The sequence below is a fragment of the Streptomyces sp. NPDC021019 genome, from assembly GCF_044333295.1.
Taxonomy (GTDB): domain Bacteria; phylum Actinomycetota; class Actinomycetes; order Streptomycetales; family Streptomycetaceae; genus Streptomyces.
In genome coordinates this window covers 86188-106368 of sequence record NZ_JBIRQR010000004.1, presented here as the reverse complement: position 1 = coordinate 106368, position 20181 = coordinate 86188, and the positions used below count along the sequence as shown (strand labels likewise).

Annotated in this window: 23 protein-coding genes; 20 read left to right on the top strand and 3 right to left on the bottom strand. The window is 71.0% G+C overall.

All coding sequences use genetic code 11. The features are described from left to right. Positions 1-40: 40 nt before the first annotated feature. Entirely contained in the window at positions 41-256 is a 216-nt protein-coding gene (locus tag ACH4RG_RS22980) for a hypothetical protein (protein ID WP_398540086.1), read from the bottom strand. A gap of 136 nt (positions 257-392) precedes the next feature. On the opposite strand from ACH4RG_RS22980, the gene ACH4RG_RS22975 reads away from it, so the two are divergent. From ACH4RG_RS22975 to ACH4RG_RS22905, 15 genes are all read left to right on the top strand, one after another. After that, positions 393-914, top strand: coding sequence for a hypothetical protein (locus ACH4RG_RS22975; protein ID WP_398540085.1), 522 nt, complete (start codon positions 393-395; stop codon positions 912-914). Positions 915-940: 26 nt separating this feature from the next. Continuing rightward, the gene (locus tag ACH4RG_RS22970; RefSeq protein WP_398540084.1) at positions 941-1159 is read left to right on the top strand and encodes a hypothetical protein; all 219 of its coding nucleotides are present in this window, start codon (positions 941-943) and stop codon (positions 1157-1159) included. Positions 1160-1216: 57 nt separating this feature from the next. Then, positions 1217-4459, top strand: coding sequence for a hypothetical protein (locus ACH4RG_RS22965; protein WP_398540083.1), 3243 nt, complete (start codon positions 1217-1219; stop codon positions 4457-4459). Between the two features lie 16 nt (positions 4460-4475). After that, entirely contained in the window at positions 4476-5918 is a 1443-nt protein-coding gene (locus tag ACH4RG_RS22960) for a hypothetical protein (RefSeq protein WP_398540082.1), read from the top strand. Positions 5919-5930: 12 nt separating this feature from the next. Next, positions 5931-6935 (top strand): hypothetical protein, encoded by a 1005-nt coding sequence (locus ACH4RG_RS22955; protein WP_398540081.1) that lies wholly within the window; start codon positions 5931-5933, stop codon positions 6933-6935. Between the two features lie 2 nt (positions 6936-6937). After that, entirely contained in the window at positions 6938-7417 is a 480-nt protein-coding gene (locus ACH4RG_RS22950) for a hypothetical protein (protein ID WP_398540080.1), read from the top strand. Positions 7418-7494: 77 nt separating this feature from the next. Further along, positions 7495-8565 (top strand): hypothetical protein, encoded by a 1071-nt coding sequence (locus ACH4RG_RS22945; RefSeq protein WP_398540079.1) that lies wholly within the window; start codon positions 7495-7497, stop codon positions 8563-8565. A 72-nt stretch (positions 8566-8637) separates the two neighbouring features. Next, entirely contained in the window at positions 8638-9369 is a 732-nt protein-coding gene (locus tag ACH4RG_RS22940; RefSeq protein WP_398540078.1) for a hypothetical protein, read from the top strand. A 132-nt stretch (positions 9370-9501) separates the two neighbouring features. Next, complete coding sequence (locus ACH4RG_RS22935) at positions 9502-10152, top strand: hypothetical protein (protein WP_398540077.1); 651 nt, start codon at positions 9502-9504, stop codon at positions 10150-10152. A 10-nt stretch (positions 10153-10162) separates the two neighbouring features. After that, the gene (locus ACH4RG_RS22930) at positions 10163-10465 is read left to right on the top strand and encodes a hypothetical protein (RefSeq protein ID WP_398540076.1); all 303 of its coding nucleotides are present in this window, start codon (positions 10163-10165) and stop codon (positions 10463-10465) included. A 126-nt stretch (positions 10466-10591) separates the two neighbouring features. Continuing rightward, complete coding sequence (locus ACH4RG_RS22925; RefSeq protein ID WP_398540075.1) at positions 10592-10927, top strand: hypothetical protein; 336 nt, start codon at positions 10592-10594, stop codon at positions 10925-10927. Beyond that, a complete protein-coding gene (locus ACH4RG_RS22920; protein WP_398540074.1) occupies positions 10903-11295 on the top strand; it encodes a RyR domain-containing protein in 393 nt (130 codons plus the stop codon). Before ACH4RG_RS22925 ends, ACH4RG_RS22920 begins: the two co-directional genes overlap by 25 nt. Next, positions 11295-12230 carry an N-acetylmuramoyl-L-alanine amidase gene (locus ACH4RG_RS22915; protein ID WP_398540073.1) on the top strand — a complete coding sequence of 312 codons (936 nt, stop codon included), beginning with the start codon at positions 11295-11297 and terminating at the stop codon, positions 12228-12230. The genes ACH4RG_RS22920 and ACH4RG_RS22915 overlap by 1 nt, the downstream gene beginning before the upstream one ends. Then, on the top strand, positions 12227-12565 hold the full coding sequence (locus tag ACH4RG_RS22910; RefSeq protein ID WP_398540072.1) for a hypothetical protein: 339 nt from the start codon (positions 12227-12229) through the stop codon (positions 12563-12565). The genes ACH4RG_RS22915 and ACH4RG_RS22910 overlap by 4 nt, the downstream gene beginning before the upstream one ends. A 94-nt stretch (positions 12566-12659) precedes the next feature. Continuing rightward, positions 12660-13070 carry a hypothetical protein gene (locus ACH4RG_RS22905; protein WP_398540071.1) on the top strand — a complete coding sequence of 137 codons (411 nt, stop codon included), beginning with the start codon at positions 12660-12662 and terminating at the stop codon, positions 13068-13070. Positions 13071-13262: 192 nt separating this feature from the next. Here ACH4RG_RS22905 and ACH4RG_RS22900 read toward each other — a convergent pair whose 3' ends face one another. Then, a complete protein-coding gene (locus ACH4RG_RS22900) occupies positions 13263-13844 on the bottom strand; it encodes a GNAT family N-acetyltransferase (protein WP_398540070.1) in 582 nt (193 codons plus the stop codon). Next, entirely contained in the window at positions 13841-14788 is a 948-nt protein-coding gene (locus ACH4RG_RS22895; RefSeq protein WP_398540069.1) for a hypothetical protein, read from the bottom strand. Before ACH4RG_RS22895 ends, ACH4RG_RS22900 begins: the two co-directional genes overlap by 4 nt. An 841-nt stretch (positions 14789-15629) precedes the next feature. On the opposite strand from ACH4RG_RS22895, the gene ACH4RG_RS22890 reads away from it, so the two are divergent. From ACH4RG_RS22890 to ACH4RG_RS22870, 5 genes are all read left to right on the top strand, one after another. Then, positions 15630-16187 carry a hypothetical protein gene (locus ACH4RG_RS22890; RefSeq protein ID WP_398540068.1) on the top strand — a complete coding sequence of 186 codons (558 nt, stop codon included), beginning with the start codon at positions 15630-15632 and terminating at the stop codon, positions 16185-16187. Further along, positions 16187-16696, top strand: a complete 510-nt coding sequence (locus tag ACH4RG_RS22885; protein ID WP_398540067.1) for an ATP-binding protein — start codon at positions 16187-16189, stop codon at positions 16694-16696. The genes ACH4RG_RS22890 and ACH4RG_RS22885 overlap by 1 nt, the downstream gene beginning before the upstream one ends. A 136-nt stretch (positions 16697-16832) precedes the next feature. Continuing rightward, positions 16833-18089, top strand: a complete 1257-nt coding sequence (locus ACH4RG_RS22880) for a hypothetical protein (protein ID WP_398540066.1) — start codon at positions 16833-16835, stop codon at positions 18087-18089. After that, positions 18086-19228 carry a hypothetical protein gene (locus ACH4RG_RS22875; protein ID WP_398540065.1) on the top strand — a complete coding sequence of 381 codons (1143 nt, stop codon included), beginning with the start codon at positions 18086-18088 and terminating at the stop codon, positions 19226-19228. The genes ACH4RG_RS22880 and ACH4RG_RS22875 overlap by 4 nt, the downstream gene beginning before the upstream one ends. A 44-nt stretch (positions 19229-19272) precedes the next feature. Then, complete coding sequence (locus tag ACH4RG_RS22870) at positions 19273-20148, top strand: hypothetical protein (RefSeq protein ID WP_398540064.1); 876 nt, start codon at positions 19273-19275, stop codon at positions 20146-20148. The last annotated feature ends 33 nt before the right edge of the window (positions 20149-20181 follow it).

Here is a 20181-nt window from a genome sequence, read left to right as displayed (position 1 = left end):
GCCGGCTCGATCCGGCGCACCCAGGGTGCAGCGTAGTCCGCTACTCGCCCCCGCCCCCGCCCCCGCCTCCGCCACAACTGGATGAGCCGGAGTCGGACGAGGAGCTCCCGGAGCTGCTGGAGTCGCAGGACGACGACGGCGAGCTGTACGAGGGGGACGTGTCGACGTAGGTGAAGCTGTCGTCCCGGCGGGGGGCCTGGGCCGGGCTTGAGGTGCTGGTCTGGTTGCGGCGGCGGTCGCGCCGTGGAGTGGTCATGGCGTGATGATGCCTCCCGGTTCGCCCGGCCGAACCCGATTTGAGCAACATCGGAGGTTCCGCCCGGTGCCTTACCCTTCGCGTACGTCGCTGGTTGTGGGCCGGACGCGAGAGCAGCACCACGAGGAGCCACCCCGTGAAGAAGAGTTTCGCGCTCAACGTCGAGCCTCACGAGGCCGCGATCGGTGAGCACACCTTGCTGTTTCAGCCGGAGGTCATGGGCGACCAGTTCCTCGACGCCTATGAGCGGCTGCGGACCACGCAGCGCGCTGCCGGCGTCGACGGCGACCTCACCGCAGCAGAACCGGCGGTCCTCCGCCAAGTCGTCGACGAGCTCCGTGTCTTCCTCGCGAACCTGATGCTTCCGGAGTCGGCGAAGGTCTTCGCGCAGTGGGAGGTCCGTGCCGGCGGGGAGACCCTCGGTTCGTACGGCAGCCCGGCGGAGGCGGCCGACGCGGCGGAGAGCGCGGGCGACGGCGCGGCCGTGGTGAGCGTGTCCCTGCCCCTGCCTGACCGGATCATGGTCGAGCTGCTGGAGTTCGCCGTCGAGCTGTACGGCGGTGGAGCGAAGCGCCCTCCTACGTCGTCTGGCGGCTCTGCGCAAGCATCGCGGAGTCCTGGGAATCCTGGGAGGGCGGGCTCGCGCTCCAGGGGGTAGACCTCCATACCTGGCCGCTGTCGACGATGCTCAATGCCGCTGAGTCCGCGATGGACCAGGCGGCGGAGGACGACGCGGAGCGGGCGCGGAACCGGGCGAAGCTGTACGCGCCACCGAAGGGCTACCGGGCTCCGGGCGGGCAGAAGCCGCGGATGCCCGGGGCGATGACGGCTGCTCAGGCGCAGGCGCTCACCAGGCAGCTGGCGGCGCAGGACGCGCAGGTCACGGGCAGGCGCAGCGGCTAGTCTGGGGTCGCTGCTGGTTCTGGGCCGGGCAACTCATCGCTCTCGCGAGGTTGCCCCGTGGCCGAGGACGAGGACTACGGCACCGGGACGATTCGCATCGTCCTGGATGACAGCGAAGCCGTCGGCGAAGCCCGTGACCTGGGTCTGCGGATCCAGCGCGCGCTCGACCGCTCGACGCGCACCGTCGGTGCGGCGATCCGCCGGAACATTCAGCGCGGTCTTGACGCCACGTCGGTGTCGGTCACTGTCCTCCCGGACCTGCGCCGTTTCGATTCGGCGCTCCTGGCCGGCCTGCGGTCGCTCCAGAGCATCAACATCCTGGTCGCCCCCGACACCACGGGGTTCGTCGCTGCCGTCCAGGCCGCGCTTGCCGGGTCTGAGGTGTCGATCCGGGTCGTCCCGGACCTGTCCGACCTCGACGACCGTATCCGTGGGCACAACCCGCCGGACGTAACGGTCAACGCGGACGTCGACACCGGGCGCCTGTCCTCCGCCCTGTCGAGCCTGGGCGGTATCGCGGGCCGGGTGGTCGGCGCGCTCGGAGGGCTGCTCAAGCTGGGCGCTATCGGCATCGCCGCGTCCTCCGCGGCGACCGGGGTTATCGGTCTCGTGGCCGCCCTTGCCCCGGCCGTTGGGATCCTCGCCGCGCTCCCGGCCGTCATCCTCGGGTTTCAGGCCGCCATGGGGGCGCTCAAGCTCGCCCTCCAGGGCGTCAGCGAGGCGTTCGGCGCGGCCCTGACCGGCACCGCTGAGGAGTTCACCAAGTCCCTGGAGAACCTCTCGCCGGCAGCCCAGTCCGCGGCCAGGGAAGTCCGCGCGCTCAAGCCCGCGTTCGAGGCGCTGCGCGAGTCGGTGCAGGACGCCTTCTTCTCCCAGCTCGAAGGGGAGATCACCAAGGTCGCGAGCGCCCTGGGTGGCCCCCTCAAGTCGGGGCTGTCGGCGATCTCCTCCGAGTGGGGGCGCGCGGCCCGTGGGGTGACCGGCTACCTCCAGGGAGCTCAGGGCGTCTCGAACGTCGAGAGCATCCTCGGCGGCGCTGAGGCGGCGGTCGGCGGTCTCGCGAACACCACGAACAAGCTGACGGCCGGGTTCCTCCAGGTCGCCGCGGTCATCTCTGACGCTTTCGGCGCCCGGTTGGCGTCGGGGATCTCCAGCCTCGGGGAGCGGTTCGGGTCGTTCCTCCAGCGCATCGCGTCGGGCGGGGACGCGGTGCGGTGGGTCGACCAGGCGCTGACGGTCTTCGCGCAGCTCGGCGACATCCTCGGCAACATCGGCTCGATCCTCTCGGGCGTCTTCTCGGCGGCTCAGGTCTCCGGCGGCGGGTTCCTCGCCAACATCCAGGAGATCACCCGCAGCTTCGCAGCCTTCGTCAACTCGGCTGCCGGCCAGACGGCGATCTCCAACATCTTCGGGACGCTCGCGACGGTCGCCGCTCAACTCGGCCCAATCTTTGGGGCGTTGGTGACGCAGATCGGTGCGATCGCCCCTGCCCTGGCGCCCGTCTTCTCGACGATCGGTCCGGCGATCGTCGGGGTCATCACCGCCCTGGGCCCGGCGCTGGCTGCGATCGCTCCGAGCCTCCAGGTCGTGGGCGCCGCCCTCGCCGAAGGGCTCGCCCTGATCGGCCCGAGCCTTGGTCCTCTGGGGGCGTCGATCGCGCAGGTCATCACCGCGCTGGCCCCGCTGCTGCCGCTGGCCGGTCAGCTCGTCTCTGTGCTGGCCACAGCGTTGGCCCCGGTCCTGACGACGCTGGCCGCCGCGTTCTCGCCGATCATTGAGGCGCTGGTGGGGGCGCTGCTCCCGATCCTTCCGCCGATCGCCGCCGCGTTCGTCCAGCTCGTCACGGCGCTCTCGCCGCTGGCTACGGGGATCGGCCAGGCGCTCGCGCAGGTCATCCAGGGCCTGGCCCCGGTCCTGGACACTTTGGCCGCCGCCCTGGTCCGGATCGTCGCCGCGGTGACTCCGGTGATCACTGCGCTGGTCGGTGCGCTCCTCCCGATCCTGCCGTCGCTGATCAGCTCCTTCAACGCGGTCGTCGAGGCGCTGGTCCCGCTGATCGAGCCGATCGTGGGGCTGGTCGAGGCACTGGCCCCCCTGAACGTGATGATCATCGGGCTTCTGGCCCCGCTCCTCCAGTTCGGGGCGGCATTCGCATCGTGGCTGATCATCAACACGGTCGTCCCGATCATCAACCTCGTGGTGTCGACCATCACCGGGCTGATCACCGGGCTGACCAGCGCGATCACGTTCATCACGAACCTGCCGGGCCTGATCGTGGGGGCCCTGACGTCGCTCGGCACGACGATCGGCACGTTCTTCACGACGCTGTTCACGTCGATCTCCACGGCGGTGAGCACCGGGTTCACTGCGGTCGTCAACTTCTTCGTCGCGCTCCCTGGCCAGATCCTCGCGGCCCTCCTCGCGCTGCCCGGCATCCTGATCGACGCGTTCACCTCGGCCATCGCGGGCCTGATCATCGTGCTGCTCACGCTGCTGGCCGGCATCATCTACGCGTTCACCGACATGCCCGGCGACATCGCTAACGCCCTGCTCTCCCTGGGCGAGTACCTGATCAACGCTTTCACGTCCGCTTTCAACTCGGCGACGGCCACGGTCACGGGGTGGATCAACTCGACCATCGCCTACTTCGTGGCGCTGCCGGGCCGGGCCGGGGCGGCTCTGGAGAGGCTGCGGACCAGCGTCGTGAATGCGTTCAACTCGGCGAAGACGGCGGCGATCGCGAACGTCACCTCGTTTGGAACGTCCGTCATCAACTTCTTCCGGAATCTGCCCGAGCGGGCAGGTGCGGCACTGGACCGGATGCGGTCCGCGGTGACCGGTGCTTTCAACTCTGCGAAGACGTCGGCGCTGGGTGCGGTGAACTCGATGATTGACAGCATCGTCGAGCGGTTCCGGGGCCTGGGTGCGCGGATCGTCGGATCGCTGGGCGACATTGGGTCGCAGATCATCGGCAAGGTCAAGGCGGGTCTGCCCTCCAGCGTCCGGTCTTTGCTGCCCTTCGCAGACGGCGGGATCGTCACCGGGCCTACAGCGGCCCTCATCGGCGAGGCCGGGCCGGAGGTCGTGATCCCGCTGACCCGGCCGGCACGGGCCCGGCAGCTCGCGAAGGAGTCGGGTCTCCTCGACATCCTCAGCGCGGGCGTGAAGGGGCCGAAGGGCGGCGGGGGCGGGGCGGCCCCGCAGGTCACCAACCATTGGACGATCAACGAGGTCGGCGATGCGCACATGACGGCGACACGGGTGATGAACCGGATGGTTCTGGACGGGGCTTTCGGATGACGGCAGGGGCGCGCTGATGCTGGAGTGGTACCTCGACCTGGGCGGTACGGAGATCGCCAACCATGCGAGATTGGCCGCCTATCTGGAGTCGGTTGGCAGTCCGCTGAGCAGCGTCTCGGCGTGCGGCTGCGACACGTTCGACGCGGCCCTCGTCGGCGACGAGCCGTACGTTTCCCCGGCCGTGGACGGGGCCCCCTGGTACGACCCGGACGTGCCGGAGAGCGCGGAGTTCGCCGGGCTGATGGTGCTGTCCGTCGAGGGTCTCGACTCCAACCCGCGGGCGAGGACCGTCACGGCCGCGGTGACCGGGGGTGCCGCCCTGGGGCCGTCGCGGGTCCTGGCGCGGACGATCACGGTGACGGCGCTCCTCCTCGGGTCGTCGTGCTGTGGAGTCGACTACGGGCTGAACTGGCTGGGGCAGGCGCTGGAGGGCTGTACGGGTGCCGGCTGCGGGGGCGACTGCATGACTCTGTTCAACTGCTGCCCCGGGGCGGTGACGACTCCGGAGGCGTTCGCCGCGAGGCATCGCCGTACGCTCCGGCGCGTCGCCCTGGTCGACGGGCCGAACGTCATCGCCCGGCGGGGCGACGGCTGTGCGTCCGGGAGCGGCTGCCAGAGCAGCGGCGCGGACTTGTTGACCGTGGAGTTCGTACTGGTCGCGGCAAGCCCGTGGATGTGGACCGACCAGGTGCGGGTCCTGGAGGCGCCGGTCCCGACGGACGACGGCACGGAGTGCATCGTCTGGTGCATCCACCAGCCCGGGGCGGAGCCTCCTGCGCCTCCTGTGTGCCTGGAGCCCGGGGAGGCGTGCCCGCCCGGGTCGGTCGTCGCGGAGCTCACTGACGGGGCGTGCGACGTCGCCTGGCCGGCACTGGAGGAGCACAGGCTCGCGCCGTGTGAGAAGGCTTGCCGGTTCGCGCCGTGCCCCGACGAGGAAGCGCTCTGCTCCGATCCGGGCTGTCGGACGCCGACGCCGCCGGTGCCGCCGCTCCCGGACACCTGCGCGTGCACGGCCCTGGCGGTTCATCAGGAGTATTACTCCCTCGACCTGGCGACGTCGCCGATGTGGTTCGGGCAGGCGCCGACGATCACCGTGTTCGCGGGGAGCCGTGACCTGCGGCGGGTGACGGTCACGTTCTACGAGCGGACCGCGGACATGGTCGGCATGACGTGCGAGGAGGTCGCGGAGTACGCGCGGTGTTCGCCGCACAGCGTGTACGAGATCGCGTTCGTGCCGGCAGGGGGGACGGTCACCGTCGACGGGCAGACGGGCCGGGCGACGGTCGAGTGCTCGGGGACCTGCGAGAGCGCTCCGGACGTCTACGGGCGCGGTGGGGGGCCGTTGTCGGTGCAGCTCCTGACGTGTGACCGGTACTGCGTGGAGATCGCCGCTGACGCCCTGGTCCCCGCGGCGGAGGACGCCACGGTGGCGATCAGCGTCTCCGGGCGCGGCTACTAGGAAGGGCTGTACATGGCTGTCGGCTGCGGGACGCATCAGGCGCAGATCATCGACCGGGACGGGGCGGTCATCTCGTCCGCTGACGTCCTGGTCGAGGTGGAGTGGACGAGGGTCCTGGACAACATCAGCAGCGCGCGGATTCTCGTCCACCCCGATGGGGACTGCTGCGCCTCGCTCGCCCGGGTGCGGTCCTGGCGCCACAAGCTGGCCTTGTCGCGGAACGGCCGGCCTGTGTGGGAGGGGCCCATCGTCACGCCGAAGTGGACGGCGGCCGGGGTGGAGATCAAGGCGTACGACGTCCTCGCGTGGCTCGACCGCAGGGTCCCGCACGCTGACGTCCAGTTCGCGGACGACGAGCTCGCGGAGATCGCGAAGTGGTTGATCGACGACGGGTTCGCGCCGGACGACCCGGGCCACACGGTGGAGATCATCGAGCCGACCCGTATCCGGGGATCCAGGGAGTACGAGGTCGACGTCGGGCAGACCGGTGACCATCTCCGCGACCTGGCGGAGACTGGGCTCGACTTCACCGCGGTCGGCAGCCGGATCCTGATCCTCCCTGAGAACTACTCGGCCAGGGTGGGGGCGCTGACCGACGAGGACTTTCCCGACGGGCTGTCGATCACGGAGGACGGGGCGGCGCTCGCGACGCGGTGGATCGTCCACGGCAAGGACGACGTCAAGGGGGAGTGGGGCGGCACCGACCCGTATTACGGGCTGCTGGAACAGACCGTCGAGGCGACATCGATTCTCGACACCGCGTCGGCGACGGGCGCGGCCCGGTCCCGGTACGGGGCGAACTACCCGTCGCCGATCTTCCTGGACTCCCAGCAGACGACGCTGTCGCCGGACGCCGCGGTCGACGTGCCGTCGCTGGTGCCCGGCTGGTGCGTCGACGTGACCACCAAGGCGACGTGCCGGGACATCAGCCAGGCGCTCAAGATCTTGGCGGTGAAGGTCACCGAGGACGGCGACGGCGAAGCGGTCGCGGTCCAGCTCACCCCGACAGGAGCGTGACGATGGCGGCACGAGGATCGGCCCCGCACCGGGCGCAGGGCAACCCTTTGGGCGGGGTTCTGCGGGAGCTTGGCCGGCAGTCCAGAGCGGCGACGACGGCCCGTCAGGGGCGGAGCAGGGCGGCGCCTGCTGGGGAGCGGGGGGAGCGCGGGGAGCGGGGGAAGCCGGGCCCCCGGGGGGAGCCGGGCACGACGGTCCTCGCGGCGGTGGTGACGACCGGGGGCGACGGCCGTGCGTCCTGGACGTGGGAGACGCCCCTCCTCGCACCGCCGGTGATCAGCGCTCTGGCGGCCGGTGGCCGCGAGGACGGGGCCGCGCTGACCGTTGTCCTGGAAGAGGTCACCGCGGCCGGGGTGACGGTCCGGGTGTGGAGATCCCGCCCGGTGCTGCGCCTGGAGGTGCTGATGCCGTCTTCCCCGGTCGGGGCCGGTGTCGACGTCCATGTCACCGCGACCCCGGCAAGCGGCCCAAATCGGCTGTGATCGCCTAGAGTTGGACTAAAGCCCCGCAACGGCTGTCACCGTCCGGGGCACGGTCACACCTTCGTGAGAGGCATGACGTGAAACAGGATACGTGCGCCGTCGACGGCTGCACCAAGCCCACCGCCGTACGCGGCTGGTGCCACCAGCACTACGCCCGCTGGCAACGCCACGGCGACACCGGCACTACCCTCCGCCCCCGCGTCGACGGCCCCTGCGCCGTCGACGGCTGCGACGACCCGCCCAAGGCGCGCGGCTGGTGCGACAAGCACTGGAAGCGGTGGAACCGGTGGGGCGACCCCACGGCCACCGCACCCCAGACCACGCCGGCAGGCTGCGCCACCGCTGGATGCCCGAGGCCCGTGAAGACCGCGGGGAAGTGCGGAGCCTGCTACATCAAGGCCCGCCGCGCCGCCACCCCGAAGACGCCCCTGCCCAAGCGCGAGTGCATCGTGTGCGGCGAGGACCTGACGAGCACCCGGAAGGACGCCACGCTCTGCTCCACGAAGTGCCGGAACGCCGCCCGCTACAAGGTCCCGCGCGTCCGGACCGTGCTGTGCAGCATCGTCGAGAACGACGCTCAGTGCACGGACACCGCGACGCACCAGCTGAAGACCGACGTCTGGTGCAAGAAGCACCACACCCGCTACGAGCGCCACGGCGACCCTCTCGCCGTAGTCGTTGAGCAGCGCCCGCACGGCGAGGTGCAGCAGCTCCTGGCCGCCGCCGCCGCGTCCACGGCGGACGACTGCGTGATGATCGCCAACCCGAAGGGTGGCCGACTGACGGTGACCCTCGACGGGGAACCGATGACGGCTTCGCGCGCGGTCTGGACGATCGCCCACGGGGCCGCCGGAGAGGCTCACATCCTGCACACGTGCCACCAGGGAGACGAGGGCTGCGCCAACATCCGCCACCTCTACCTCGGCGACCACACGTCCAACATGGTCGACATGGTCGAGTCCGACCGCAGCGCCCATGGTGAGAACCACGGGAACCACAAGTTGAAGGAGGAGCAGGTGCGGGAGATCTGCCTCCGCGCGCGGGCTGGTGAGAGTCAGCTCGCCCTCGCGGCAGAGTTCGGGATCTCTCGCTCGCAGGTGTCGAACATCAAGCTCGGCAAGGCGTGGTGGCGCGTCACGGCACTGTGAGGATGGCCGAACCGGCGGCTACCCTGCTGGGTAGTCGCTGGTTTTGGGCCGGGCTCACTGCTGACCGAAGAGGTGAGTACCCTGGCCGCTGTTTGTGCTTGCGGAGAATACTTTAATGTCTCCGCCGAGGGTGAGCTGTGCCTGAATCCCGGGACGATGGGGCTCCGTCAGACCCTGTACTTCCGGACGCCGGGCGCCAGCCAGTTCCGGGCTTCCGACTACCCGTGGTTGGCCCGGATCAAGGTGAAGGTCCAGGGTGCCGGCGGCGGGTCGGGTGGTGCTGACTCCGACCCTGGGGAGTCGATCCCGCGGCCGGGTGCTGCTGCAGGCGGGTACTCCGAAAGCCTCCTGGAGGTCGGCACCCTGGGCGCGGTGGAGACCGTGGTCGTCGGGGACGGCGGTGCGGCTGGTGTCGGGAACAATGCGGGCGGAGCGGGCGGGAACAGCTCCTTCGGTGGGATCGTCACGGCCTTCGGCGGTGCCGGTGGATCCGCGAACACGCTGAGCGGGACGACGAACGTGACGGCCAACGGGATCTCCGGGGCCGGGTCGGGGGCCGGTCAGTTCGCGATCGGTGGCGGTGCCGGTGAGGGAGCTATCCGCATCTCGGCGTCGCAGGGCATGTCGGGCCGGGGCGGTGACTCCATGCTTGGTTTCGGTGGATTCGGCCGGACAACGACCGGCGTCGGCGGCGGCACCCGTGGCTGGGGGGCCGGTGCCGGCGGCGCGTTCTCCTTCAACGGAGCGTCCGTAAACGGTACCGAGGGGGCGAACGGCACCGTGATCATCGAGCTGTACGGATAGGGCTCCGCGACCGCCGGGGCGAGGCGTGGGCTGCGGCATAGACTGGCTGTCGCTGCTGGTTGTGGGCCGGGCCGATCCTCCGATATCGGGGTGCCTGTGGCCAGATGTGGATGCGGTGACGTCTGCAATTGCGTGATCACCGCCGGGACGAACGTCACCGTCACGGGCGCGGGTCGGCCCGACAATCCGTACGTCATCGGGTCCGAGGGCAACGCGACCGTCCAGACGGCATGTGGCCTATCCGGTACCGGTGCCGCCGGGACGCCCCTGACGGTCGAGGTCGATCCGTGGACGTATCCGTGTGACCTGGGGTCGAACGCGGGCCGGGTGTACTGCGATTCCTCGGGGGCGCTGCGCTCCGAGCCGCGCGGCCGGATGTACTACACGGCCCTGTTCGACAACGAGAGCAACGCGGCGACGCTCGTGCCCGACGAACAGACGCTGATCGTGTCCCGGCTGCTGCCGCTGCAAGGCGACCCGTGCCGGCCTGCGATCGCCCTCGTCAACGCCGACATTGACATCGACTTCAACCTGCCGGCCAGTGCCGGAGCTGCGTACGCGATGGGTCTGGCCGGAGGGTCGGACGAGATGGCGAAGGTGTGGAACGGCGGACCGGCGCAGGGCAACCGGGTCCACGTCCAGACAGCGAAAACCGGGCGCGTCAACATCGCGGCCGGGGCGATCGAGAACCTCGACTTCGACATCTTCCTCCAGGACGGCAGCGGGGGCGCCAGGTACACCCGGGTCCAGTGGTCCGTGCGGGCCTACGTGTTCATCCTGTGAAGGGGACGACGTGATCACCACGAGGTTCTTCCGGTACCCGTCCGGGGCCTACTCCGCGCAGACCTTCGAGGGGGGCGAGGACACCGTCTTCCCTCCGGTCCCGGAGGACGCGCACGAGGTGTCGCGGGAGGTGTACGAGGCGGGTGTCGCCGCGGTCGAGAAGGCGAACGAGGCGGAGTTCGCGGAGGTCGCCGCGCGGGAGCAGGAGGAGGCGCACGTCGCGTACACGGCGCTGCTCCTGGTCGCGGTGCCGGAGCCGATCGCCCGGCGCCTGTCGGGCTACTCGGGCCCGGCCGTCGCGGACGAGTTGTGACGGTATCCGGATGGTGTCCGCGCAGGTCACAGCCGGTGGTCCGGCTTCGTCCGGATGGCGTCCGGACGGCATCCGTAGTCGTGTCCGGACGGTATCCGGACGGTCCCTTTCCTGATGGAGGTCGTGATGCCTGAGCCCGCCGAGTCCCCTGCTCCGGTCACCTTGCCTGAGCCCCTGCCGACCCCCGCGGTCGGCCGGATGGTCCACTACGTCAGCCACGGCACACCGGTACGCGCCGACGGGACACAGGCGTACGTCGCCGTGTGCCGGGCGGCGATCATGTCGGAGGTCAACGTCGAGGAGCCGCATCAGGTCGGGCTCAACGTCCAGAACCCGACGGGGACCCTGCACCGGTCGCTCGCGGAGGGCGGGAACTTCCTGTACCAGCCGGGCGGGGTGGGCTGCTCTCTGGCGCCCGACGAGCGCCGGGGCGGTACGTGGCACTGGCCGGACCGGGTCTGATGGGCGGGCGCGCGGAGCTCGACGAGCAGATTGCCCGCGTCTGCCACGACGCCAACAGGGCCTGGCAGATGGCGACCGGAGACCCTGTCGTCTCGCCCCCGTGGGACGAGGCTCCGGAGTGGCAGCGGGACACGGCGCTGGAGGGTGTGCAGCTGGCGCTGCGGGGGGCGAGCGCGGAGGAGCTGCATGAGAGCTGGGTGGAGTTCAAGCGGGCGGACGGCTGGACGTACGGGGTGGTGAAGGACGGGGCGGCGCGGACGCATCCGTGTCTCGTGCCGTACACGGAGCTCCCACCGGAGCAGCGGCAGAAGGACACCCTGTTCGGGGCGATCGTGGCCGCGCTCAGCGGCCGGGCGGAGGACATCTGATGGCCACACCGCTGCCGGCGGACCGGCTGCTAAAGGCGCTCCTCGATGAGGGCCTGGTCGTGCACGAGGTCGAGGGGTGGCGTACGCGGCACCGCAACAGGGTCGGCCCGTGGGGCGGAGTGCACGGGGTGATGATCCATCACACCGTGACCCGGGGGACGGCGGAGACCGTCCGTATCTGCCGTGACGGGTACGCGGGTCTGCCCGGACCGCTGTGCCATGGGGTGATCGCCAAGGACGGCGGGGTGCACCTGGTCGGGTACGGGCGCGCGAACCACGCGGGCCTGGGTGATCCGGACGTCCTCCGCGCGGTGACCGCCGAGACGAAGCTCCCGGTCGACGACGAGGCGACGGTCGACGGCAACCGCGCCTTCTGGGGCTTCGAGTGCGAAAACCTGGGCGATGGGCGCGACCCGTGGCCGGACGTGCAGCTGCGGGCGATCGAGCGGGCGGCGGCGGCGGTGTGCCGTGCGCACGGGTGGGGTGCCGGCTCGGTGCTGGGTCATCGGGAGTGGCAGCCGGGGAAGCCGGATCCGGTGGGGTTCGGGATGGACGCGATGCGGGCCCGTGTCGCGGGTCGGCTCGGGGTGCGGGTACCGCCGACGCCTCCGGCACCGCGGCGGCCGGTGGTCGACCTGGCACGGCTCCAGGCGGCGGCGCGCAGAGATCCGGGCCGGGTCGGTGCGCCCGTGTCGTATCCGGGGGCGCTGGTCGTCGAGGTCGCCCTGGTCGACGAGGGCCTGTTGTCGAGGCCGTACGCGGACGGGCACTTCGGGACGGCGACGGTGCTGGCCTACTCCCGGTGGCAGGAGTCGTTGGGGTACCGGGGGCGGGCGCCTGGGCAGGCTGCTGACGGGATGCCGGCCATGGCGTCGGTGTCGGCGCTGGCGCTGCGGCACGGCTTCGACGTGGTGGCGGGGAGGCGGTGGCGGTGACGGTAGCGATGCCGGAGGCGGAGACGGTCCTGTTGTGGGCGGGCGCGCTGGCCGGGTTGTCGGGGCTGGTCGCCGTGCTGTGGCGGTTCCTCCGGTCGGTGGGCCGGACCTGGGAGCGGGTCGATCAGTTCATGGATGACTGGTACGGACAGCCGGATCGGCCCGGGGTCGCGGCGCGGCCGGGGGTGATGGAGCGGCTGGGCGGGATCGAGCAGGAGCTGTATCCGGACGAGGGCGGCTCGTTGCGGGATGCGGTCGACCAGGTCAACCGGAGGATGGTCCGGCTGTGGCCGGAGTGCGACGGCCCGGCCGGGCCGCCTCCGGCGGGGGGCTAGGACCGGGTGTCCCGCTCCCACGGCTCCGGGAGCGGGGCACCCGTAGTGCCATGCTGTGCGTCCCGATCCCGGGGCGGACGCGAGGAGTGCAAGGGTGCTGGATACGGAGCTGGACGACGTTGTGGCGTCGCTGCGGTTCGGGTCGGTCGCGGAGGACTGGGCGGCGCTGCTCGCCGCGCAGAAGGCCGCTCAGGCCGCGCCTCCGCCTCCGCCGTCGCTGATCCCGATGGCGGTCTTCCCGCACGAGCCGGGGGTGGGGTGGTGTGGGGTTGCCCGGTGGGAGTGTCAGCGGAAGGGCTGCGGGTGGGGTGTCGAGATGAGCGTGGGCACCGAACCTGTGGGGCCGCTGATCCTGCCGGTGGACTTCACGCCTGCCGACCTGTCCGCGGCGATCAGCGCCGGGGCGGAGTCCAGGGCCGCGGCGCAGCGGGAGGCCCTGGAGCACGCGTTTCGGGAGCATCTTCGCGAAGTGCACGCGGAGGACCCGGCGGGTGGGGCACACTGAGCGGACCGCGCCCCACGCGGTAACCCATCCCGAGCCCGGCCGCACACCCCCCCCTGCGGCCGGGCTCGATGGCGCCCGGGGGCGGTCCGTTCTGGGGCGTATGGTGGCCCTTGTCCAGAGCAAGCTGCTGCTACTCGGGCCCACGCGACGGCGCCCCGCTCACTGAGCGGGGCGCCTTCGTGTTTCTGCCGGTCAGGACGTGGAGGCCGCGCTCCGGTCGGCGGTGAGGGGGCGGACCATCGCCGTGTAGAACGGGGCCTCTTCCCACGGGTGGGACGTGCCGACCGCTTCGTACCCCCACGCTGCGTACGCGGCCTGGGCGGGGGCGGCTTCCGGCTCGGGCCGGACGGTGAGGGTCACCCGCTCGACGTCCAGGCCCTCAAGGAGCTGCGCGTGCAGACCGGCCGCAATCCCGCGACGGCGCCAGGGCGCGCGGACGGCGAGTTCGAGGATGACGAAGGTGCGGGTGCCGTCCTCGTGGGTGAAGTCGTCGGCGAGCGGCTGGTCGACGTTCGCCCACCACCCGGTGTCGGCCGGCAGGAAGTACCCGTAGGTGAAGCCGATGACCTGGTGTCCGTCGCGGGCGAGGACCAGGCGCATCCCCGGGCGCTTCGCGTGGACCACGTAGTGGTCGAGGAACTGCGCGACGTCGCTCGGACCCTCGCTGTACGGGGGTTCGGCATAGACCTCCTCGTATGCCGGCAGGAACGCGTCGATCTGCTCCGCGGCCTCCTCCGCCTCGTACCGCTCGAACGTCACGTCGGTGGGCTTCACGCAGCCTCCTTCATCTCCGCATACTCGGTCAGCTCCTCAGCAGCCTGCCGGGCGGAGCGGGCATCGACAACAGTGAGGGCGTCGGTCACCTCGTTGAGGATCCGCAGGACCCGCCCGGACTCGACCTCTTCCAGGTGCTCCAGGCTGCCGACCGCGTGGGCCGCGCCCTCGTCGATCTCTCCGGCGTTGATGAGGCTCTTGGCCAGGGTGATCCGGTAGAGCGCGCGGTTGCGTCCGTAGTTGGCGTCCTGGTGGGCCAGGGCGGCGCGGAGGAAGTCCGATGCGCGGTGGTGGTGGCCGAGTTCGGTGTAGAGCGACCCCTGTGCGTAGCCCAGCTCTGCCGCGCCGTGGAACTTGGCCCACTCCGGGGAGGGGCGACCGCGACCGGACTGGTCGCCCAGCTTCATCGCGTAGGAGAGGCGGCTCCCCGCGGCCTTCTCGTCACCGAGCAGGGCCAGGGCGCGGGTCTCCCTGACGGCGATGAGGGACTGGAGGACGGGTGAGCCGAGGAGCGTGGCGCGTTCCTGGGCTGCTCGCGCGAGGTCGAGGCCGTCGCGGGGTCGGCCCTCGTGGCACGCCTGGAGGGACATGGAGGAGAACACGAGGATCTCCAGGTTGGGGTCCCGGAGCATCGTGGCGGCGGTCAGTGCCTCGCCCCAGTAGCGGCGTGCGTTGTCCTGCTCGTCGGCGTCGTAGTACAGCCAGCCGCAGTGTTCGGCGATCTCACCAGCCAGGAGCTGGAGCTGCCGGCCGATCGTCTCGGGGTACGTGCCCGTGTTGATGACGCGGCGGACCCTGCGGAGGTGTCTTACGGACAGGGACCGGACGTCGCCCCCTCCGTACGCGTCGTCGAGCTGGAAGAGGCTGCGGAGGCCGGTGCGGAGTTCGAGGAGGTGCGTGGTGCCGATGGCGCGGCTCTGGCCGGTCGGGCTCAGCGGTCGCACGTGGGCGGGCCTGCTCACTGCGGCTGCGGCTACACCAGCGGCGTCGCTGAGGAAAGCGCGTCGGTCCACGTCGGAGGGTCCTCTCTGAGCGGGGTGCAGTACACCCCCCACGGTGACACCTGGCGGGGGCCCGGGGAAGCCGAGTTGGCTCGGACAGAACCCGAACATGGCGTGCAAGACCCTCCAGGCGCGCGCACGGGGCGCGGGAGGAGCGGGGAGGCGCCACCGGCGTAACTGCCGGTCCGTCAGCGTCACCGGCTCGGCGAGGACGTCGGCGGTGGCCTGGAAGGCGCGCAGAAAGTCAGCCGGCTTGTCCCATCGGTGTAGGAGACAGGCGTGCTCGAAGGGCGTCAGCGCTGGCACCCGTCACCTCCAGTGATCTGAATACATCCGACGGTAGCGACTTTCGGGCGGATGGAAAGACCGGTCGGGCTGAAAAGTCCGGCGCAAAGTCCGCTGGAAGGTCCGGCGCGCTCGGTTGGGGGGGAGTTGGCTCGTAGATGGGAGAGCCAACGCGCACCCGTTGCCCATCGAGACGACCCTTCCGGGGAGTGCTGAGCGATGACGAGCCACGCGACTGATCCGCCCCCTTCACCTGCCGGTCCGCGTGTCCCGGATCGCGCCGTGACGGCGCGCCCGCGGGACGAGGAGTCTGCCGGTGGTGCTCCGTCCAGCGAAGGGCCGGGCTGCCTCGCGACGCTGTCGAGCCCTTCGTGCTTCGGCTTCCTTGCGTTCGTCGGCTTGCTGATCGCGGCCGTTGCCTCCCACGACCTCGCCATATGAGGGGCCGGAGGGGCGCGGCGCGAGAGTCAAGTAACGGCACAGCTAGGGGAGTTGACGTATGACGAACACAGGTGACACGACCAGGGCTGCGATCGTGGGCCTCCAGGCGACGGTGGCGGAGCGCATGATCGCGTCAGGGCACTGGCTGTTGGACGCGGCCCCGTCGGCCAGGCGTGCGCGCCTGGACTGGATCGACCGCGGCACCACGTTCCTGACGCCCGGTCCACGCTTCGGCGCGATCATCGTCCAAGCCTCCGTGATGCACGCCGCGCTCCTCCTGGACAACGAGCCGGAGAGGTGCGCCGCTCGCCTGCCGGTGGGTCTGCGCGGTGGGCCCATCTATTACGCCAAGCAGCAGTTCGGCCGCGAGGCCGGATACGTCGCCCTGGTCCCGGCGTCCGTGGCCATGGAGTGGAACGTGCCCGGCTCGGTGGCGCACAGGCCCCAGGCCACGCTGGACGTGCCGGCCCCGAACAACACCAGCCCGGATCATGGGCCTGCGTGGTGGCTGACGCCTCCGGAGGGCCCCGGGGAGCTGTGTGATCCGGGGGCGCTCGCCACCCTGAGCAGGCACGGCCACGGTGTCCTCACCGGCACGTTGGGGAAGCGGCCGTGATGCTGGAGACCCTTTCGCGCGTGGCCGTGCCGGGGGCGTCGGCCCCGGCGGTCCGCAGACGCTCATCCAGACGGATCGGGGCGCTCATCGTGATCGAGACCGGAGCGGGTCCGATGCCCGCGTACACCGAGACGCTGCCGAGGGTCGCCGCGTCTGCTCAGTGCGCGCGGCGCATGGTGCGCCTGGCGCTGGACGTGTGGGGGCTGCCCGGCGTCCAGGACGCGGCCGAGCTGGTCGTGAGCGAGCTGCTGACGAACTCGGTGCTGCACGCCCGGCGGGACTCTGTCCGGGTGACCGTGACGAGGCTGGGGCAGGGGCGGGTCCGGGTCGCCGTGGTGGACCTGTCGCGCGACCGGCCGGCAGTGCGCGCGGCTGATGACGATGCGGAGTCCGGGCGGGGCCTGGACATCGTGGAGACGCTGAGCTGCGGCCGGTGGGGCGTCGACCCCTTGCCGTGGGGCAAGCGCGTGTGGGCCGATCTCGGCCAGGAGGTCAAGCCCGATGAGTGAGCGCAAGGCGCAGGTCCTGTACTGGGTGGCGTTGGCGTCGCTCCTCACGGCGCTCTGTCTCGGCATCGACAACTCGGCCTGACCCGGCTGCGCCGTGCGCGCTGCCGGCACCTGAACACTTCGGATGGAGCGGTTGATGACGCTGACCACGAGCGGTGACGCAGTGGTGCGCGCAGAGGAGTTATACGAGGCGAGCCGGAGGGCGATCACCCTCACGGTCGACGACCTATGGCCGGGCCGTGGCGCCGTCCTGGGGGCGCAGGTCCCCAGCCTCACGTCGTACGTCTGCCCGGTGACGGTCGACGGCGAGGAACTGTTCGCCAAGTACGGGTGGCTGAGCACGCCCATGGCGTCGGTCCTGCGCGGTGCGCGCGGGACGTGGGACGACGTCCTGGAGGCGCAGCTCCCGTACACCAGGAGCGCCGACCTGCTGACGAGGCGAGAGTTCCAGCAGCTGGAGTTCCTCCGGCAGCTCGGGCGGCCCCGGGTGTGCGAGGCCGTCGATTTCCGGGCCGGGGTGCTGCTGACCCGGGCGCTGTCGGGGATGACGGTCGCGGAGGAGATCAACCTCCGCCCGTGGGACACGGGGCCCTTACTGGACTCCGTCCTGTTGTCGCTGCCGGAACTGCACGGTGAGGCGGGGGCGAAGTACATAAAGCGGGCGTGGCCGATCAACGAGCGGTCGATCGTCGACGTGTTCCTGCACCAGTTCAAGGGGCCGTCCGCGGCGGGGTTCGTGGCCGACCTGGGGCGGGACCGGGAGCTCCCGGAGCATGAGCGGCTGGTCATCGTCGATCTCGTCGCCAACGCCGTGCGGCGGCTGATCCGGCTCACGACCGCCCTCCGCCCCCGGCAACGGGTCGCCGTGTACGGGGACTTGAAGCCGGAGCACGTGTTTCTGTCGGGTGCCCGTATGACGTTCATCAGCCCTGCGCTCCAGTGGGCGGCGGGGCCGGAGCCGGACGTCGCGAAGCTGATCGGGCGGGCGCTGCTGCTGGGGCTGTGCCATCACGAGCTCCGCGCGGAGCAGCAGATCACGCAGGGCGTGGCGTCCACGCTGGACAGCTACTTCGGTGCGCTGCCCCGGGGGGAGCGGCTCGATCAGGTCCGGGAGGTCATGGTCCTGTGGCTGATGGATACCGCGGCTCTCCTCGCCACGTGCCTGAGCGTGCCGGCCGACTACCCGGTGACGGCTCACCAAGAGCAGGTGGTGCGGCACGCGCGGCGGATCGCGACGGTCCTGGACCGGGTGAGCGGTCTCCTCATCGGATCGATGACGGGGGCCGGGCTGCTCGATGCCATTTTCGGCGAGTTCGACCAGACGGCATGGAACCCGCTGCGAGCGGGCCGGCACTCGGCGACGCCTACATCTATCGAAGGGAACGACGCATGATCAGCGCTGTCCGGCTTGAGGCTGCTTCGGCGGCCGTCACCGTTCTGAGCAGCCGGGGGGAGGTGACGGACTGGACGGCCCGGTACTTCGGGCAGTGGTGGGACGTGTCCTCGGTTGAGGCATCGTCGGCGGGCGCGGGGCCGGTTGTCGTCGCGGTTGTCGACCCGTCGGAATACGCGCAGCTCACCCTCCAGGTCCACGACGGCCGGCATACCAAAGGGGTGGAGTACGCGGGAAACCTGATGCTGGTCGCCCGGGACGAGGACGACATCATCGCGACGTCGCCGGACGAGGCGATTGCATACCGCTCCAGCCCATCGACGGGTCGCGTCGAGCTGAGCAGTATCGGGGGGATGGAGCTGGCGGTCGCAGCCGCACGGATGGCCCGTGAGGTGATCCGGGGTCAGCTGCTGCGGAACGGCTGGGTGGTCTTGCACGCGTCCGCTGTCGTGCGTCCGGAGGACGGGGCGACGCTCCTCGCGTTCGGGGGGAAGGGGGCGGGGAAGACGGCGACCGCGATGCTGCTGGCGTCGGCCGGGTGGCAGCTCCTCGCCAACGACCGGGTGCTGGCCCGGCCGACCGGTGACCGGGGCGTCGAGGTGGTGCCGTGGCCCGCCGCGGCTGCTCTTGGTCTTGGCCTGGTCGACGCTCTCGGCTGGGGGGCGGCGGCGCGCGGCCACCTGCAGGAGGGCGGGAGCTTCCATCCGACGCAGCACGACAGCGTGACGGAGTCGCTCCTCGCGGGTGACTTCGCGCCGCTGTGGGAGGACGACCGGCGGCGGGAGCGGAAGGTCCAGGTGTGGCCTGACCAGTTCCCGGAGCTGTTCGGCGTCGAGCTCGCGACGGGCGGAAACGTGGCCGGTCTCCTCTTTCCCCGGGTCGAGGCGGACGCGTCGCCCTCCGTCAGCGACGTCACGCACCTCCTCGGGCTGGGTGAGGACGACTTCGTGTCGGGGGTCACGGAGGACCGCTACCCCGACGTCTTCGAGCTCGCCCGGGGCGTGGACGGAGGCGGTCGGCGCAGCGCACGGGATGAGGTGTCCGCGCGCCTGGCCGTGATGCCGCACCTGCGGGTCCGACTGGGCCACGACGTGCCGGCCAGTGTGGCCGCACTCGAGAAGGTGGCCGGCACGGTCTGACGCAGGACCGCACGACTCGACTTTCGATAGAGGACAGGATGACCATGGCAGCTCAGCAGCCCACCCCCGCGCCGACCGAGCCCGTCTACGATCCGGCCGACCCGCACAGCGGGCGAGCGCTGGTGAACTACCACCTCGTTCAGCTGGGTCTCGGCGAGAGCTGGGTGCACGGGGTATCGGAGAACGGTCAGCGCACCGCTCGGCACGTGCTGCCGGAGGACATCGGGGTGTGCCGCGCCTACGTGCTCACCGAAGCCGCCTGGCCCAACGGTGCAGAGCTGTGCGTCACGGTGGACTGGTCGCCGGACGCGTCGATGCGGCGCGGCTACCAGAAGCGGACGCTGCCGGCCGGGGCGCTGGAGCACTGGCGGGAGCGGATCGTCGCGACCGCCCGCGCCCTGGAGTCCCTGGGGTACGTCGTGGAACCGAGCCGCTGGTCCTCGCCCCACCACCACCCTGGCGCTGAGTTCCTCGTCTACCGGATGCCCGACGGGGTGCCGCCGAGGGAGACGCCCGCCGATACGGCGTGGGCGCTGTCGGGGCCGGTGCCGCCGAACCACCAGGAGACCTCTTGGCGGTACCCCGATCGGTCTCCGGAGGACGTCGTCAATCACGCGCTGCGCAAGGTGGGGTGGCGTTCGTGGGAGGAAGACCGGAGTTCACGGTTCGGCCGGGTCGGCGTGCGTCCCATCACTCAGATGGTGTGGCCTCCCGAGGCCGACCGGTGTGCATGGGTGACGTGGTGGCCGGCAGCCGTTGTACTGCCCGACGGGGCCGCGGACCACTGGCGCCAGTGCATCCCCCGCCTGCGCCGGGCCTTGAGCGACGGAGGTCTCCACATCCGCACACGTGCGCGCCCGTGGGGGCCGGAGGACGGGGCCGCGGAGTTCCTCGTCTACCGGCTCCCCTCCCCGAACTGACGGGGTCCAACAGACCCCCGTACCCCGGTCGGC

Bases quoted from the DNA above. Each gene is read 5' to 3' on its own strand.
- ACH4RG_RS22980 (WP_398540086.1), bottom strand. From the start codon at position 256: ATGACCACTCCACGGCGCGACCGCCGCCGCAACCAGACCAGCACCTCA.
- ACH4RG_RS22970 (WP_398540084.1), top strand. From the start codon at position 941: ATGCTCAATGCCGCTGAGTCCGCGATGGACCAGGCGGCGGAGGACGAC.
- ACH4RG_RS22960 (WP_398540082.1), top strand. From the start codon at position 4,476: ATGCTGGAGTGGTACCTCGACCTGGGCGGTACGGAGATCGCCAACCAT.
- ACH4RG_RS22955 (WP_398540081.1), top strand. From the start codon at position 5,931: ATGGCTGTCGGCTGCGGGACGCATCAGGCGCAGATCATCGACCGGGAC.
- ACH4RG_RS22950 (WP_398540080.1), top strand. From the start codon at position 6,938: ATGGCGGCACGAGGATCGGCCCCGCACCGGGCGCAGGGCAACCCTTTG.
- ACH4RG_RS22925 (WP_398540075.1), top strand. From the start codon at position 10,592: ATGCCTGAGCCCGCCGAGTCCCCTGCTCCGGTCACCTTGCCTGAGCCC.
- ACH4RG_RS22915 (WP_398540073.1), top strand. From the start codon at position 11,295: ATGGCCACACCGCTGCCGGCGGACCGGCTGCTAAAGGCGCTCCTCGAT.
- ACH4RG_RS22890 (WP_398540068.1), top strand. From the start codon at position 15,630: ATGACGAACACAGGTGACACGACCAGGGCTGCGATCGTGGGCCTCCAG.
- ACH4RG_RS22885 (WP_398540067.1), top strand. From the start codon at position 16,187: ATGCTGGAGACCCTTTCGCGCGTGGCCGTGCCGGGGGCGTCGGCCCCG.
- ACH4RG_RS22880 (WP_398540066.1), top strand. From the start codon at position 16,833: ATGACGCTGACCACGAGCGGTGACGCAGTGGTGCGCGCAGAGGAGTTA.
- ACH4RG_RS22875 (WP_398540065.1), top strand. From the start codon at position 18,086: ATGATCAGCGCTGTCCGGCTTGAGGCTGCTTCGGCGGCCGTCACCGTT.
- ACH4RG_RS22870 (WP_398540064.1), top strand. From the start codon at position 19,273: ATGGCAGCTCAGCAGCCCACCCCCGCGCCGACCGAGCCCGTCTACGAT.